Source organism: Streptococcus sp. HF-100, assembly GCF_015594635.1.
GTDB classification, from domain to species: domain Bacteria; phylum Bacillota; class Bacilli; order Lactobacillales; family Streptococcaceae; genus Streptococcus; species Streptococcus vaginalis.
On record NZ_JADNQV010000001.1, the window covers coordinates 227,996 to 243,673 of the forward strand.

Annotated in this window: 14 protein-coding genes; 4 read left to right on the forward strand and 10 right to left on the reverse strand. The window is 39.3% G+C overall.

What is annotated here, in order from left to right; translation table 11 throughout:
- Positions 1–12: 12 nt before the first annotated feature.
- Positions 13–642 (reverse strand): CBS domain-containing protein, encoded by a 630-nt coding sequence (locus tag IYQ23_RS01090; RefSeq protein WP_003034927.1) that lies wholly within the window; start codon positions 640–642, stop codon positions 13–15.
- Positions 643–822: 180 nt separating this feature from the next.
- Between IYQ23_RS01090 and ppdK the strand changes: the two genes are divergently transcribed.
- Positions 823–3,432 (forward strand): pyruvate, phosphate dikinase, encoded by a 2,610-nt coding sequence (gene ppdK / locus IYQ23_RS01095; protein WP_195673832.1) that lies wholly within the window; start codon positions 823–825, stop codon positions 3,430–3,432.
- 198 nt (positions 3,433–3,630) lie between these two features.
- A complete protein-coding gene (locus IYQ23_RS01100; protein WP_003032874.1) occupies positions 3,631–4,059 on the forward strand; it encodes a DUF6556 family protein in 429 nt (142 codons plus the stop codon).
- A 243-nt stretch (positions 4,060–4,302) separates the two neighbouring features.
- Here IYQ23_RS01100 and IYQ23_RS01105 read toward each other — a convergent pair whose 3' ends face one another.
- The 7 genes from IYQ23_RS01105 to lepA form a co-directional block, all read right to left on the reverse strand.
- A complete protein-coding gene (locus IYQ23_RS01105) occupies positions 4,303–5,373 on the reverse strand; it encodes an ABC transporter substrate-binding protein (RefSeq protein ID WP_024051798.1) in 1,071 nt (356 codons plus the stop codon).
- Entirely contained in the window at positions 5,370–6,143 is a 774-nt protein-coding gene (locus tag IYQ23_RS01110) for an ABC transporter permease (RefSeq protein ID WP_195673833.1), read from the reverse strand. Before IYQ23_RS01110 ends, IYQ23_RS01105 begins: the two co-directional genes overlap by 4 nt.
- Positions 6,140–6,946 (reverse strand): ABC transporter permease, encoded by an 807-nt coding sequence (locus tag IYQ23_RS01115; RefSeq protein WP_003027522.1) that lies wholly within the window; start codon positions 6,944–6,946, stop codon positions 6,140–6,142. The genes IYQ23_RS01110 and IYQ23_RS01115 overlap by 4 nt, the downstream gene beginning before the upstream one ends.
- Positions 6,927–8,084 carry an ABC transporter ATP-binding protein gene (locus IYQ23_RS01120; protein WP_021001568.1) on the reverse strand — a complete coding sequence of 386 codons (1,158 nt, stop codon included), beginning with the start codon at positions 8,082–8,084 and terminating at the stop codon, positions 6,927–6,929. Before IYQ23_RS01120 ends, IYQ23_RS01115 begins: the two co-directional genes overlap by 20 nt.
- A 97-nt stretch (positions 8,085–8,181) precedes the next feature.
- A complete protein-coding gene (murB, locus tag IYQ23_RS01125) occupies positions 8,182–9,084 on the reverse strand; it encodes a UDP-N-acetylmuramate dehydrogenase (RefSeq protein WP_195673834.1) in 903 nt (300 codons plus the stop codon).
- Between the two features lie 246 nt (positions 9,085–9,330).
- Entirely contained in the window at positions 9,331–9,960 is a 630-nt protein-coding gene (locus IYQ23_RS01130) for a hypothetical protein (protein ID WP_195673835.1), read from the reverse strand.
- A 109-nt stretch (positions 9,961–10,069) separates the two neighbouring features.
- A complete protein-coding gene (gene lepA, locus IYQ23_RS01135) occupies positions 10,070–11,893 on the reverse strand; it encodes a translation elongation factor 4 (protein WP_195673836.1) in 1,824 nt (607 codons plus the stop codon).
- 136 nt (positions 11,894–12,029) lie between these two features.
- Between lepA and IYQ23_RS01140 the strand changes: the two genes are divergently transcribed.
- Both IYQ23_RS01140 and pepT read left to right on the forward strand, forming a co-directional pair.
- A complete protein-coding gene (locus tag IYQ23_RS01140; RefSeq protein WP_195673837.1) occupies positions 12,030–12,845 on the forward strand; it encodes a Cof-type HAD-IIB family hydrolase in 816 nt (271 codons plus the stop codon).
- Between the two features lie 133 nt (positions 12,846–12,978).
- On the forward strand, positions 12,979–14,205 hold the full coding sequence (pepT, locus tag IYQ23_RS01145) for a peptidase T (RefSeq protein ID WP_195673838.1): 1,227 nt from the start codon (positions 12,979–12,981) through the stop codon (positions 14,203–14,205).
- Positions 14,206–14,259: 54 nt separating this feature from the next.
- On the opposite strand, the gene IYQ23_RS01150 is transcribed toward pepT, so the two are convergent.
- A complete protein-coding gene (locus tag IYQ23_RS01150; protein ID WP_195673949.1) occupies positions 14,260–14,940 on the reverse strand; it encodes a YoaK family protein in 681 nt (226 codons plus the stop codon).
- 39 nt (positions 14,941–14,979) lie between these two features.
- Positions 14,980–15,615 (reverse strand): uridine kinase, encoded by a 636-nt coding sequence (gene udk, locus IYQ23_RS01155; protein ID WP_195673839.1) that lies wholly within the window; start codon positions 15,613–15,615, stop codon positions 14,980–14,982.
- Positions 15,616–15,678 lie beyond the last annotated feature (63 nt).

The window sequence follows — 15,678 nt, forward strand, 5'->3', positions numbered from 1 at the left end:
AAAACTCCTTTTTTATCTATTCACTTCTGCATTTCTAGCTTCTTGGATAATAAAGTCCAACAAGGCTGACTTCGTAATTGTTCCGATAATATGACCTTCATTTTGCTCCTCCACAACAGGCAAGGAATCAATGGCAAAATCCTGCAAAAGTGCCGCAGCTTCAAGGATATTCAAATCTTTATGGCAGGTTTTTATATGCGGCATTCTGGTCATGCAAACGGCTACCGGTGTCACATCAATATTGGCATTGAGCGCCGCTCTTAACAAATCCTTTCGCGACAAAATGCCCAGCAATTGCTTTTTTTCATCTATCACATAGAGAACATCTGCATCATACATAAATAAAGTAATAATGGCATCTTGAATAAACGAATCGTGCGCCACCAATACTGGTGATGTCATGACATCTTCAACTTTCTTCTGAAAAGTATCAAAGAAAAAGAGCATTTCCAAATCCGAACCAGCATAAGTGTAGCCAACTTTCGGACTTGCTTTTAAAATCCCTACTAAGGTTAGAAAGGATAAATCTGAGCGCAAAGTTGCCCTAGACACATCTAACAGTTCTGAGATTTTTTCACCGCTAACCGGTTGATCTTTCTTTACAATCTCAACGATCTCTTTTTGTCGTTTTGTTAATTTCAACTGTTACTCCTTTTAAAAACTTCAATCTTTAATAATCATCATTATGTGTCATATTATAACAAATATAACTCGTTTGTCAACGATTTATGATTGGTTTTTTCAGTTGACAAACATATATGATGTATATTACAATGTATTTGTCTTTTATTATGACACATATTTAATAAATTGGAGGCAAAAATGGATAAATGGATTTATTCTTTTGAAGAAGGACGCGCTGAAGACAAGGCACTACTAGGTGGTAAGGGTGCCAATTTGGCAGAAATGACCCATTTGGGGCTACCTGTACCTGAGGGATTTACGATTACAACTCAAAGTTGTCTACGTTATTTAGAAACTCCTTCCTTTTTCGAATCTATTTTAAAAGAGGAAGTTTTGAAAGCGATTACTGAACTAGAAACCAAAACGAATAAATTTTTCATGGGGAATGAACCCTCACTACTACTGGTTTCTGTCCGTAGTGGAGCTAAAATTTCCATGCCTGGTATGATGGACACGATTCTCAATCTTGGGCTAAATGACTTACGCGTTCAGACTTTAGCAGACGTAACAAACGCCAATTTCGCTTACAATTGTTACCGGCGTTTATTGCAGATGTTTGCTGATGTCGTTTACGGCATTCCCAAAGAAGAATTTGACCAATGCTTAGAAAAGACCGAAAAACAATTGAATAAAACAATCAATGACTTTTCAAGAGAAGAGCACCAATCACTTATTCAACAATATAAAGAAGTCTATCAGGAACACTATCAAAATTTCCCACAAAGCCCTAAAGAGCAACTTTACGCTGCTATCAAAGCGGTATTCAAATCATGGAACAACCCACGCGCTAAAGTTTACCGCGAATTGAACCACATTCCACATGATTTAGGTACGGCCGTCAATGTTCAGAGTATGGTGTTTGGCAATAGCGATCAAAAAAGTGGCACAGGCGTTGTTTTCACCAGAAATCCTGCTACTGGTGAACCTCATCTGTTTGGGGAATTTCTCCTCAATGCCCAAGGAGAAGATGTCGTAGCTGGTATTCGGACTCCAGAACCGATTGACTCTCTTAAACGAATCTTACCACAGGCCTATGAAGATTTTTGCAACTACGCCAAGATTCTTGAAAAACACTACAAAGATATGCAGGATATTGAATTTACCATTGAAAAAGAAAAGCTTTATATTCTGCAAACGCGAAACGGAAAACGGACGGCTAAAGCAAGCTTAAAAATTGCTTTGGATTTAGTGAACGAAAAAATGATTTCAAAGCAAGAAGCTCTCCTACGAGTCAGTCCTTCTACCATTGACCAACTGATTCACCCTGTTTTTGAAGAAAAAGCTTTAACATCAGCTCATCACTTAACTCAGGGACTTCCTGCTAGTCCAGGTGCCGCAACAGGAGAAATTGTCTTTACTGCCGAGCGCGCCAAAGAATTTCATGCACTTGGAAAGAAAGTGATTTTGGTTCGCCAAGAAACTTCTCCCGAAGACATTGAAGGAATGGTAGTTAGTCAAGCAATCGTGACCAGTCACGGTGGCATGACTTCTCATGCAGCTGTTGTAGCTCGTGGCATGGGCACTTGTTGTGTCGCAGGATGCGGAGAATTATCTATCAATGAAGACGGAAAAACACTTGTATGCGGTAAGGTAACCTTAAAAGAGGGAGACATCCTTTCTGTAGACGGCACTTCCGGCAAACTCTACATTGGAAGCATTCCAACCACTATGATTGATAATAATGACGAATTACAGATGTTCCTTTCTTGGGCAGATGAAATTGCACAGCTAACCGTTCGAGCGAATGCTGAAACCATTCAAGATTTGAAAACAGCTGTTCAATTTGGTGCCAAGGGAATTGGTCTGGCTCGTACAGAGCACATGTTCTTTGGTGAGGAACGGATTTTAGAAATGCGCAGATTGATTTTATCAACGAATGAAATCGAAACTAAGTCTGCTTTAATGACACTTTTAGCTTTCCAAGAAGAAGATTTCTATCAGATGTATCAAACCATTCAAGATAAACCGATGATTGTCCGTTTACTAGATCCGCCTATGCACGAATTTTTGCCAAAAACACAACAGGAAATTGAGCAATTATCCGGGAAATTGCAAGTACCTCTTGATACACTAACGCGGAAAATCACTTCTCTACAAGAAACGAACCCAATGCTAGGACATCGTGGTTGCCGCTTGGGAATTACACAGCCTGAAATTTATAAAATGCAGGTAGAAGCCATTTTTAATAGCGCTATAAGACTAGCAAAAGAAGGTATGGTCATTAAACCAGAAATCATGATTCCTTTAATCGCAGAAAAGGCGGAGTTGGTTTCAATCAAAACATCTCTTTGTCAGCATATTGATAACATTTTCAAAAAACATCACATGCAGCCATTCCCTTATGAAATCGGTACAATGATTGAACTGCCACGCGCTTGTTTTATCGCAGATCAATTAGCCGAGGAAGCAGACTTCTTTAGTTTTGGTACCAATGATTTGACGCAAATGACCTATGGTTTTTCTCGTGATGATATTGGAAAATTTATCCAGCATTACAAAGAGGGAGAAATCATGTCATTTGATCCATTCCAAACCATTGACCGAGCTGGAGTGGGCGAGCTCATGAAAATAGCTATTTCTAAAGCTCGTCAAGTGAAGCCAGAACTTCCAATTGGCATTTGCGGTGAAGTCGGAGGAGATCCAGCTTCTATTCCTTTCTTCCAAGAGATTGGCATTACTTATGTTTCTTGCTCACCTTATCGCGTTCCTGCTGCACGATTAGCTGTTGCGCAAGCACATCTTTCCTAGTTCCTTCCTTATAAGTGAATCAGCTCTTTCTATCTGCTAACAGGACAGACAAGGATGGAGCTGATTTTTTGTAAAAGGTAATTTTTTCAATCAATTTTCAATCGCTTTATATGAAATTTTCAACATTTTGAATTTTTTTAAGACAATTTTAAATAAAGAGGGTATAATGAAGATGAGAAAGGAGATTATCAACTCACAATGGAAAATTATTCTCGGAAAAACAAAACGGCAAATGCAAAAGAAGAAAAAACGCCTACTCGTCATCATATCAAAAAAGGACTTTCTGCTTTTCAGAAGACCCTTGCTACGATTGGGAGTATTCTTGGGATTATCACTGCAACAATTACAATCTTGACTTTCATGAACAATAATAAATCTGATACCAAGACAAAAAGTAGCCAGACGACACAAACAACTATTATCAAAGAAATTCAGAAAGAAACAACAACAGACGGGGCTAAATCTAGCGACACAACAGCTGCAAGTCAAGGCGAGACAGAAACGAGTAGCGCTAGTTCTGACACCACGCAGTCTAGTAATACATCAAGCGATACTAGCTCTAGTCAGACAAGCAGCACAACGACTGACAACGACACAAATACAACTACTTCAAGCTCTAGCAATTAAAAAAGCGGAAGCGAGACAACCAATCAGACCAAGGTCTAGGAGTTGCTCAACTTCCGTTATTTTTTATATTTAATTTTATACTCTCAATGAAAATCAACAAAGCTGAATGAGCTTCACTGCGTGAATCCTGTCCTACGACTCCAACTGGCTTCCAGAAGGTTTTTGATGGAAACCTCGGTTTCTTTATCCGCAGCCTTTAACAGTCCGATGGCTAACAAGGCTCGAAACAATTTTCACGGAGCATTATTTCCGATACATTTTCACTTGAAGATACAAGTCATTATAAATTCCTAGCCACTTAGCACCGAGTTGTTGATAGACCTCTAAGTGCTTCATTGTTTCTTCATCTGGGTAAAAGGCTTTGTCCTCTTGAATTTCTTTTGGCAACATCGCCTTAGCAGGCATGTTAGGTGTTGAGTAGCCAACATACAAAGCATTTTTATAGGCATTTTCAGGTCTTAACATAAAGTTAATAAATTGATAAGCAGCTTTTTTATTTTTTACCGTTTTAGGAATGACAATATTATCAAACCACAGATTGCTGGCTTCTGTTGGGACAACATAGCGAAGCTTGTCATTCTTTTCCAACATTTGCCGTGCTTCACCTGAAAAACTAACGCCAATCGCCGCATTGTTTTGAATCATATAGCCTTTCATTTCGTCTGCTACAATTGCTTTGATATTTGGTGTCAACGTATAAAGCTTATCAACTGCTTCTTGTAATTGCTTAGTATTTTTAGAATTGAGGCTATAACCTAAAGCATTTAACCCAACACCCATTACCTCGCGCGCTCCATCAATCATCATGATAGAGTTTTTATATTCAGGTCGCCACAAATCACTCCAATGCTTAGGAGCTGTTTTGACTAATTCTGTGTTGTAGACAATGCCTAGCGTTCCCCAAAAGTAAGGAATAGAGTATTGATTTTTAGGATCAAATGATTGATTTAAGAACCGTTTGCCAATATTTTCTAGTCCTTTAATCTGAGAATGATCCAACTTTTCTAGTAAGTGTTCCGACATCATTTTAGAAATCATGTATTCACTAGGAATGGCAATATCGTAAGTTGTCCCGCCTTGCTTAATCTTGGTGTACATGGATTCGTTGGAATCAAAGGTTTCATATTGGACTTGGACGCCCGTTTCCTTGGTGAACTTCGTCAGTAACTCTGGATCAATATAGTCTCCCCAATTGTAGATGACCAGTTTGTCACCAGAGCCACTTTTCGTCCGACTTTCAATGTGATAACTCACTCCCCAGAGGACAAGGATAATGGCAACAATGCCCATTAAAAATGAATAGAGCTTTTTCATACCACATCCTCCTTCTCACGAGAAATAAAGTAATAGCCAATCACTAAAAGAATACTAAACAGAAATACCAAAGCAGAAAGAGCATTGATTTCTAGCGAAATTCCTTGCCGAGCCCGCGAGTAAATTTCAACAGATAAGGTTGAGAAGCCATTTCCTGTCACAAAGAAAGTCACTGCAAAATCATCCAAGGAATAGGTAAAAGCCATAAAATACCCTGCAATAATGGCTGGTGTCAAATAGGGCAACATGATTTCTTTTAACATCTGAACTTGGCTTGCCCCTAAATCATAGGCTGCCTTAATCATGTCATCATTCATCTCTTTTAGCCGTGGCAATATCATCAAGACGACGATAGGAATTGAAAAGGCAATATGACTCGCCAAAACGGATAGAAAACCTAATTGAAATTTGATAGTTGTAAAAAGAATTAAGAAACTTGCCCCAATCATGACATCTGGCGCCACCATGAGGATATTATTAACCGATAAAAAGGCATCTTGGTATTTCTTTTTGGCTTGATAAATATAAATGGCACCAAACGTTCCGATTGCTGTGGCAATCAAAGAAGACAAAAAAGCCAGAAAAAAGGTTTGTACCAAAATGAGCATCAGGCGAGTATCACTGAACATATTTTGAAAATGCGTCAGACTAAAGCCTGTAAACTTGCTCATATCATCGCCAGCATTAAACGCATAGCCAATCAAATAAAAAATCGGCAAATAAAGAATTAAGAAGACGACTGTTAAATAAATACTAGCAGTTTTTTTCATCGTTCTCCCCTTTCTTTCGTTGCCCACATGATAACGAGCATGGCTACAATCAAGACAACACCAATGGTTGAGCCCATGCCCCAATTTTGTGTAGTCAGAAAGTGCTGCTCAATGGCTGTACCTAGCGTAATAACGCGATTGCCACCGATCAAACGCGTCAGCATAAAAAGACTGAGACTGGGAATAAAGACAGACTGCACACCACTTCTCACGCCATTCATAGATAAAGGAAAAACGACACGACGGAAGGTTTCCCAACGATTGGCACCAAGGTCATAGCTAGCATTGATCAGATTTTGATCCATATCCTCTAAAACATTAAAAATCGGCAATATCATAAAGGGCAGCTCAATATAGCTGGCTACAAAAATAAAAGAGAAATCTGTAAACAGGATTTGCTGAGCACCTATCCCAATAAAACTTAAAAATTGATTGACAGAGCCATTTTGTCCGAAAATCCCAATAAAAGCATAAGCTTTGAGAAGCAGATTGACCCAGGTCGGCAAGATGATGAGCATCAACCAAAGCTGTCTGTGCTTTAGTTGCGTCAATAAAAATGCCGTTGGGTAACTGATTACTAAGGTGACAACTGTGATAATCCCCGCATATAAAACAGAGTTCAAACTCATTTTGAGATAAGTCAGATTTTGCGAAGCGAAGTAAGTCTTGTAGTTTTCAAGGGTGAAATGACCTTCGATATTGAAAAACGACTGCCAAACAATCATGGCAACAGGCGCCAATACAAATAATAAAATCCAAAGAATATAAGGAGCAACAAAAAGATTAGAGGTTGTTTTCTTCATCGCGCTCCTCCTCAATGGCATTGATTAAGCCAGCTTCTTGCTCTTCCATTTCCACATATTCTTCAATTCGAGCATCGAACTCTTCCTCTGTTTCATTAAGCCGCATGATATGAATGTCTTCTGGTTCAAAGTCCAGCCCAATCTCTTCTCCGACAATGGCCTTGCGAGTCGAATGAATCATCCACTCATTGCCCAATTCATCATAAGCGATAATCTCATAATGCACGCCACGGAAAAGCTGCGTATCAACCTTAACTTGCAGTTTTCCTTCTTCCGGAAGTGTAATCCGCAAATCTTCTGGACGAATGACGACTTCCACCTGCTCATTAGGACGCATTCCTCCGTCAACGGCTTCAAATCGTTTGCCATTAAATTCAACCAGATAGTCTTCAATCATCTTTCCTGGAAGAATATTGGATTCGCCGATAAAGGTCGCTACAAAGTGATTGATAGGTTCATCATATATATCAACAGGTGTCCCTGACTGCACAATCTCCCCGTCATTCATCACAAAAATCCAGTCGCTCATGGCCAGTGCTTCTTCTTGGTCATGGGTGACAAAGACAAAGGTAATTCCCAAACGCTGCTGTAATTCCCGCAATTCATACTGCATGTCTGTCCGCAACTTCAAATCTAGTGCAGACAAAGGCTCATCCAGCAAAACAACCCGCGGTTCATTGACAATAGCACGCGCAATAGCCACTCGTTGGCGTTGTCCACCGGACAATTTGCGAATAGAGCGTTTCTCAAAACCATCCAAACGCACCATTTTCAGGACTTCTGCAACCCGTCGCTCTATTTCTTGTTTTTCAACTTTACGCAAACGCAACGGAAATGCCACATTTTCAAAAACAGTCATGTGCGGAAAAAGGGCATAGGACTGAAACACCGTATGCACATCACGTTTGTTGGTCGGAATATCGTTGATTCGGACGCCGTCAAGAAAAACATCACCGCTGGACGCATCCAACAAGCCAGCGATGATATTTAGAATGGTTGATTTTCCTGATCCTGATGCACCCAGAAGTGTGTAAAATTTGCCTTCTTCTAGCTCAAAGTTGATGTCCTTTAAGACGACTGTATTATTATCTTCAAAAACCTTTGATACGTTTTTAAATTCAATGATTGGTTTGTTCAATTGCCATAAATTCCTTCTTTTTCATAGATTGACAGATTAAAGTCTTGTCCTGACTGATTTTTTTAGAGAATAATATGAATGTTGCCGCTAGAGACACTCATTTCTCGCCAATAATGCGGACTTCTCTTTCCAAAGTCACACCAGAATGAACTTTCACTGTCTCAATCACATGTGCAATCAAATTTTCATAATCTGCTGCAGTTCCATTATCAACATTGACCATAAAACCTGCATGTTTTGTCGAAACTTCTACCCCACCAATGCGGTACCCTTTTAAATTTGCTTCACTAATCAATTGCCCTGCGAAATGCCCCACCGGACGTTTAAAAACAGAGCCACAAGAAGGATACTCTAAAGGCTGCTTCAATTGACGAAGGTGGGTCAAACGTTCCATTTCTTGACGAATCACACGGTGCATACCTGGTGCTAAGGAAAACTTGGCAGAAATCACCACATCACCTGTCTGTTGAACGTAAGAACGGCGATAGCCAAATTTCATGTCTTGAGCACTAATATTTTTGATTTCTCCATCCCGTGTCAATACTTTACAAGAAAGTAAAATATGCGAAATCTCACCACCATAAGCACCAGCATTCATAAAGACAGCTCCACCAATGCTCCCTGGGATCCCGCAAGCAAACTCAAAACCTGTTAAGCTATGATGAAGTGCAATGTGTGTCGTTTCGATGAGATTAGCACCTGCTTCTGCTTCAATGGTGTAGCCATCCACTGCAACACCATTTAATTTATCAAACATAATCACAAAACCACGAATACCACCATCACGAACGATGATATTGCTAGCATTTCCTAGTACCATCCAAGGAATCTGCTCCCGATTAGCAAATTTTACCACTCGTGCCAATTCATAACGATTTCGCGGAAAAACCAGATAATCGGCAGCTCCACCTACTTTTGTATAAGTGTATTGTTTCAAAGGTTCATCAAAACGGATATCAATTCCGTTCAATTCTGATTTTAACATTTCTAAAGTTGACATTTTTTCTCTCTCTTAAACAAAATTCAATCTATTATACCAAATTTAGCAAATATTTACGATAGAATAAAGAAAAATATTTCCCTTACAAATCCAAAAAATGCCTGTACGTCCTTATTCGTGATTTTTATGAGCTATGAAAAAAGAGCGGGGAAGCTGTCATTGCATAGAAACCAACTTCTTCTCACTCTTTTCAATTTAAGTTTGAATATCACATTCTCTCAGTTCTTAAAGGTTTCTTTAAACTTTTTATTTACGTAAACTCCATGTCTTTTCAATATAAGGAGGAAGCTTTATTAGGGTTTCTCGATTGCCTTCAAGTGCAATAAGATAAACTTTCTCGTCCTTTTTGAAAATCCAACTAACCAGATACTGCCCTGATTTCATGATGATATTTACTTGATAGGCTTCGTTACCTGCAACCGCTCCTTTTGAGCCCCAAACTCTATTTACATTTTTATTGTTTTGCCAATTATAATAAATACGATTGGCAATTGTCTGAGCTGTAAACTCTTCTCTTTCTTGAATCTTAGCTTTTTCTTTCGTGTAAGCATTCATAGTTACAATATTGTAGCCAGAACCATCTGTATATTGAATATTATCGCCACCATTTACATCAGTAAACTTCACCCACTTTTTAGGAATATCAATATAACCATAATCATCTGAGCCTACACGTTGCATTTCTTCCGTCTTCACATCTTTTTTCATAACATTTGATGAACTTGAGCTACTGCTTTCTTTTGCAGATACTTTACTTGACGAAGATGAGTGTTGTGATGATTTTGGTTTATTCCCTCCGCTTGAACTACATGCCTCTAGTGTAAAGATAAGGAGTATTGCTAAAAATAAAATCAGCCAGCTCTTTTTCTTCTTCATAACCAATTCCTTCTATATTTTTATTTCAGCATATTTATTTGAAGTTCACAACTATTTTACGGCACAAGAAAAGCGAGCATTCCACTCTCTTTATAGCTTTGGTACAATATCACTCATCATCCATGCTGAGGACGCTGAGGAACGCTTCTTGTGGCACTTCAACAGATCCGATGGCTTTCATCCGCTTCTTACCAGCCTTTTGTTTTTCCAAGAGCTTACGTTTACGGGAAACATCTCCACCATAACATTTTGCCAAGACATTCTTGCGCAAAGCTTTGATATCTGTCCGTGCCACAATTTTCTGACCAATTGCTGCCTGAATCGGCACTTCAAATTGCTGACGCGGAATAATTTTCTTTAATTTTTCAACAATCAATTTTCCGCGTTCATAGGCAAATTCCTTGTGAACAATGAAGCTAAGAGCATCTACTTTGTCACCATTAAGGAGAATATCCATTTTAACGAGACTCGACTTGCGGTATTCTGAGATTTCATAGTCAAAGCTAGCATAACCACGAGTTGAGGATTTTAGTTTGTCAAAGAAATCAAAGACAATTTCTGCCAACGGGATTTGGTAGATGACATTGACTCGATTTTCATCGATATAGTCCATAGTCACAAAGTCACCGCGTTTACGCTGAGCCAATTCCATGACTGCTCCGACAAATTCCTGCGGCACCATAATCTGTGCTTTGACATAAGGCTCTTCAATGGAATCAATCTTGGTCGGTTCTGGAAATTCGCTCGGATTGGAAACATCAAGGACTTTGCCGTCTGTCATATTAACCTTGTAGATAACCGACGGTGCCGTCATGATCAAGTCAATATTAAATTCTCTTTCCAAACGTTCCTGAATGACGTCCATGTGGAGCAAACCGAGGAACCCACAACGAAAACCAAAACCTAGTGCTTGTGAGGTTTCTGGTTCAAATTGTAGACTGGCATCATTAAGCTGAAGTTTTTCCAAAGCTTCCCGCAAATCATTATATTTATTGGATTCAATCGGATAAAGTCCAGCAAAAACCATTGGGTTCATTTGCTTGTAGCCATGAAGCGGTTCATCTGCTGGATTATTCGCCAAGGTCACCGTATCGCCAACCCGAGTATCTTGAACGGTCTTGATCGAAGCTGCGATATAACCAACATCACCTGTTGCGAGGAAATTTCGTCCAACAGCTTTTGGAGTAAAAATACCCACTTCAGTTACATCAAAAGTCTTGCCATTACTCATCAACTGAATCGTATCACCTGGCTTGACCACACCATCCATCACTCGCACTTGCAAGATAACCCCACGATAAGCATCATAAACTGAGTCAAAAATAAGAGCCTTGAGTGGTGCAGTCACATCTCCTGTCGGCGCAGGAATTTTCTCCACGATTTGCTCTAGGATCTCTTCAATCCCGATACCAGCTTTAGCCGAAGCCAACACAGCTTCACTTGCGTCCAAACCAATGACATCTTCAATCTCAGTCCGAACTCGCTCTGGGTCAGCAGCAGGCAGATCAATTTTATTGATAACAGGTAGGATTTCTAGATCATTATCCAAAGCCAGATAGACATTGGCTAAAGTTTGTGCCTCAATACCTTGAGCAGCATCAACCACCAAAACAGCTCCTTCACAAGCTGCCAAAGAACGAGAGACCTCATAAGTAAAGTCCACATGCCCTGGTGTATCAATCAAATGAAAAATATAAGTTTCACCGTTCTTAGCTCTATAATTGAGTTCAATCGCATTGAGCTTAATGGTAATGCCCCGCTCCCGCTCCAAATCCATGCTATCCAAAAGCTGAGCCTGCATTTCTCGGCTAGAAACCGTCTTCGTTGCTTCCAAAATTCTATCTGCCAAAGTCGACTTACCGTGGTCAATATGCGCAATAATGGAGAAATTCCGAATCTTCTCCTGCCGCTTTTTTAATTCATCTAAGTTCATTTTTCTCATCCTTTTCGGGTATTCTATTTATTATAACATAAGGCAGGTGACTTTTACCAGTCTTGAAAAAGCATTCCATATCCCGTTTCATTTGTGCTATAATAAAAGTAAATACATTTACAGAAACGAGAATGCTATGATTAAACTAATCGCATTAGATATGGACGGTACGCTTTTAAATAGTCAAAAAGAAATTCCCCGAGCACATATTCAAGCTATTCATCAAGCTGTCGAACATGGAGTAAAGCTGGTTCTTTGTACAGGTCGCCCTCTAGTCGGAGTGAAACCTTATTATGAACAATTAGGACTGAGTGGAGATAATGAATATGTCATTATCAATAACGGCTGCTCCACTCATCAAACAAAGGATTGGAAGCTTGTTGCTTGGAAAGAGTTGAGTGTGGAAAACATTCTTTACTTGGATAAAATTTCCAAGCAAACTCCTGCCCAGTTGACTCTTTTTGATGAAGAACGTTATTTAGTAGTAGACGAAAAGCCGAGTGAGCTAGTCACCTATGACGCAAGCCTTGTCTTTACAACCCCCACAGGAATCAGTCTCGAAGAAGCTATCAGCGGCAAAAATATTATATTTCAAGCTATGTTTTTAGCCCAGCCTGATGAATTAGATACCTTTGAAAAACAATTTGCAAGCCAGATTTGCCAGCATTTCAGCGGCGTTCGTTCCCAACCAGTCATTTATGAAGCTATGCCCAAAGGCACTACTAAAGCAACAGCTCTTAAGCAATTAGCTCAACATTTAGAGATTAAACCTCAAGAAATTATGGCACTTGGTGATGCTAACAACGACATTGAAATGCTAGAGTTTGCAGGTCTTGGCGTGGCTATGGGCAATTCTAGCGACTATGTTAAAAAACTAGCCAATTATGTGACAGATACCAATGATGAGAACGGTGTCGCCACAGCTATTGAAAAGTTTATTTTTAATAACTGATAGAATGAATCATGAGCTTCCTTTCAAGTTCATGATTTTTATTGAAATATATTGTCATTCTTTCACTATTTGTAGATAGCCTTCCCTCTCAAAATATGATACACTAATTACATCTATGCCAAAAGGAGAAGTTATGAACTACCCTACTCTTTTAGAACGTTTTTTGACTTATGTAAAAGTAAATACGCGTTCAGATGAACATTCTACGACAACACCAAGCACACAAAGCCAAGTAGATTTTGCCAATAACATCCTCATTCCTGAGATGAAACGCGTTGGTTTGGAAAATGTATATTATTTACCAAATGGCTACGCTATCGGTACTCTTCCTGCAAATGACCCAAGTTTCACACGCAAGATTGGTCTCATTTCCCACATGGACACCGCAGATTTCAACGTAGAAGGTGTCAATCCACAAATTATTGAAAATTATGATGGTGAAGTGATTCCGCTTGGGCAGTCTGGTTTTAATCTTGACCCTGTTGATTTTGATAGTCTGAAAAAATATAAGGGACAAACCTTGATTACAACTGATGGAACAACCCTTCTCGGCTCTGATGATAAATCAGGTATCGCTGAAATCATGACAGCGATTGAGTATCTAACAGCTCATCCTGACATCAAACACTGCGAAATTCGAGTTGGCTTTGGTCCAGATGAAGAAATCGGTGTCGGAGCTGACAAGTTTGATGCAGTAGATTTTGATGTGGATTTTGCTTATACGATTGACGGTGGACCGCTCGGTGAACTTCAATTTGAAACCTTTAGCGCAGCCGCAGCTGACATTACTTTCCAAGGACGCAATGTCCACCCTGGCACTGCCAAAGGACAAATGATTAACGCTCTGCAATTAGCCATTGACTTTCATAATCAATTGCCAGAAGGTGCTCGCCCAGAGCTGACAGACGGCTACGAGGGCTTCTACCACCTTATGAATGTAGAAGGAACCGTCGAAGAAGCAAGAGCAAGTTATATCATTCGTGATTTCGATACAGAAACTTTTGAGCAACGCAAAGAACTGATGCGCTCTATTGCAGATAAGATGAATGCAACGCTTGGAGGCGAACGTGTTCAGTTAGAACTTAAAGATCAATACTACAATATGCGTCAAGTCATTGAAAAAGACATGACACCTATCAATATTGCAAAGGCTGTTATGGAAAAACTTGACATCAAACCGATTATCGAGCCTATTCGTGGCGGAACAGACGGCTCAAAGATTTCCTTTATGGGGATTCCAACACCAAATATCTTTGCCGGCGGAGAAAATATGCATGGACGCTTTGAATACGTCAGTCTGCAAACAATGGAACGTGCTGTTGATACTATTATTGGTATTGTTTCCTACAGAGACGAGTAGCTCCCAATCAAATAGAAAAAACTTTAGCTCTCATTATGTAGAGTTAAAGTTTTTTTATCTTCTGCGAATGTATTGCACCATTCTAAAAGTTAAAAATGCTAGTAAAATAATAGCTACGAGCCAGATTGTTTTCAACAAATAAAATTGTATCAAATAAGTGGAGACAATCGCTCCTGTCACAAAACTTCCTAATAAAGCAACGAAGAAAATGCCTTCTGCTAAGCAAGTTTTTTCTTTTGTCCGCACATAAGTACCAAAAGCGACCATTGTTTTTTTGATATTGCCTGTCATAAAAGAATTATTGTAGACAATGCCGTCCACTTCACCAAAAGTTGTTGCCACCAGTCCCATACAAAAACCAATCGGCGGAACAATGAAAAGATTGGACACGGTTGCTGGTAGAAATCCTGTAAGCCCACAAACCAAAATCAATGGAAGAATGCTGGATAAGCGCCATAAAGAATTTTCAAAGTTATTTTTGAAAATAGTTAGCACAAAAATGCCTAGCATAAAAGCCAGCATCGTTGCCAACTTCACTTCTATTTCTCCTGTCTCATGATGAATCAATTCAACTGACAAGAAAACAACGTTTCCTGTTTGGCCCGCAACCAATGTCCCGCCTCTTTCAATAAATGTATAAGCATCAATAAATCCCGCACAAAAAGTCAGCAGACAGGCAAAAAATTTCGAGCGTGAATGAAATTCTCTTTTTCTTTTTACATTATTTATCATCATCACCTAAAAAGTCTAGCACTCCCTCACTAGACTTCCTTTCTATTGCTCTCTTGCTTCCTGCAAGATTTTTTCAATTTTCGTTGTAATCAAATCAATCGCTACTGTATTAGAAGCTCCTTCTGGAATAATCACATCCGCATAGCGCTTCGTAGGCTCGATAAACTGATGATACATGGGTTTTACCACACCTAAATATTGCTCAATGACACTGTCTAAACTACGTCCACGCTCATCCATATCTCGCTTAATCCGACGAATGATTCGAACATCATCATCTGTATCAACAAAAATCTTAATGTCCATTAAATCACGTAAGCGTTTGTCCTCTAAAACCAGAATTCCTTCTACAATAAAGACATCCTGTGGGTCTTGACGATACGTTTTATCACTGCGTGTATGAGCTGTATAGTCATACGTCGGAATATCTACTGGACGTCCTGCCAACAATTCCTTGATTTGCTCAATCATCAAATCTGTATCAAAAGCAAAAGGATGGTCATAATTGGTCTTGATTCGCTCTTCAAACGTCAAATGTGACTGATCCTTATAATAAGAATCATGCTCAATCATAGAAATCTTTTCATTTGGGAAATTTGACAGAATGGCTCTTGAAACACTCGTCTTACCGCCACCAGAACCACCAGTTACGCCAATAATAATCGGTCTATTTTGCATTATTCACTCCATTTTTTATCATCTTATCTATTTTACACCAAATCATGATATAATGAAAGAGGT

Coding starts and splice junctions, on each gene's coding strand:
- udk (WP_195673839.1), bottom strand. CDS start 15,615: ATGCAAAATAGACCGATTATTATTGGCGTAACTGGTGGTTCTGGTGGC.
- IYQ23_RS01130 (WP_195673835.1), bottom strand. CDS start 9,960: ATGAAGAAGAAAAAGAGCTGGCTGATTTTATTTTTAGCAATACTCCTT.
- pepT (WP_195673838.1), top strand. CDS start 12,979: ATGAACTACCCTACTCTTTTAGAACGTTTTTTGACTTATGTAAAAGTA.
- IYQ23_RS01115 (WP_003027522.1), bottom strand. CDS start 6,946: ATGAAGAAAACAACCTCTAATCTTTTTGTTGCTCCTTATATTCTTTGG.
- murB (WP_195673834.1), bottom strand. CDS start 9,084: ATGTCAACTTTAGAAATGTTAAAATCAGAATTGAACGGAATTGATATC.
- IYQ23_RS01110 (WP_195673833.1), bottom strand. CDS start 6,143: ATGAAAAAAACTGCTAGTATTTATTTAACAGTCGTCTTCTTAATTCTT.
- lepA (WP_195673836.1), bottom strand. CDS start 11,893: ATGAACTTAGATGAATTAAAAAAGCGGCAGGAGAAGATTCGGAATTTC.
- ppdK (WP_195673832.1), top strand. CDS start 823: ATGGATAAATGGATTTATTCTTTTGAAGAAGGACGCGCTGAAGACAAG.
- IYQ23_RS01105 (WP_024051798.1), bottom strand. CDS start 5,373: ATGAAAAAGCTCTATTCATTTTTAATGGGCATTGTTGCCATTATCCTT.
- IYQ23_RS01140 (WP_195673837.1), top strand. CDS start 12,030: ATGATTAAACTAATCGCATTAGATATGGACGGTACGCTTTTAAATAGT.
- IYQ23_RS01150 (WP_195673949.1), bottom strand. CDS start 14,940: ATGATGATAAATAATGTAAAAAGAAAAAGAGAATTTCATTCACGCTCG.
- IYQ23_RS01100 (WP_003032874.1), top strand. CDS start 3,631: ATGGAAAATTATTCTCGGAAAAACAAAACGGCAAATGCAAAAGAAGAA.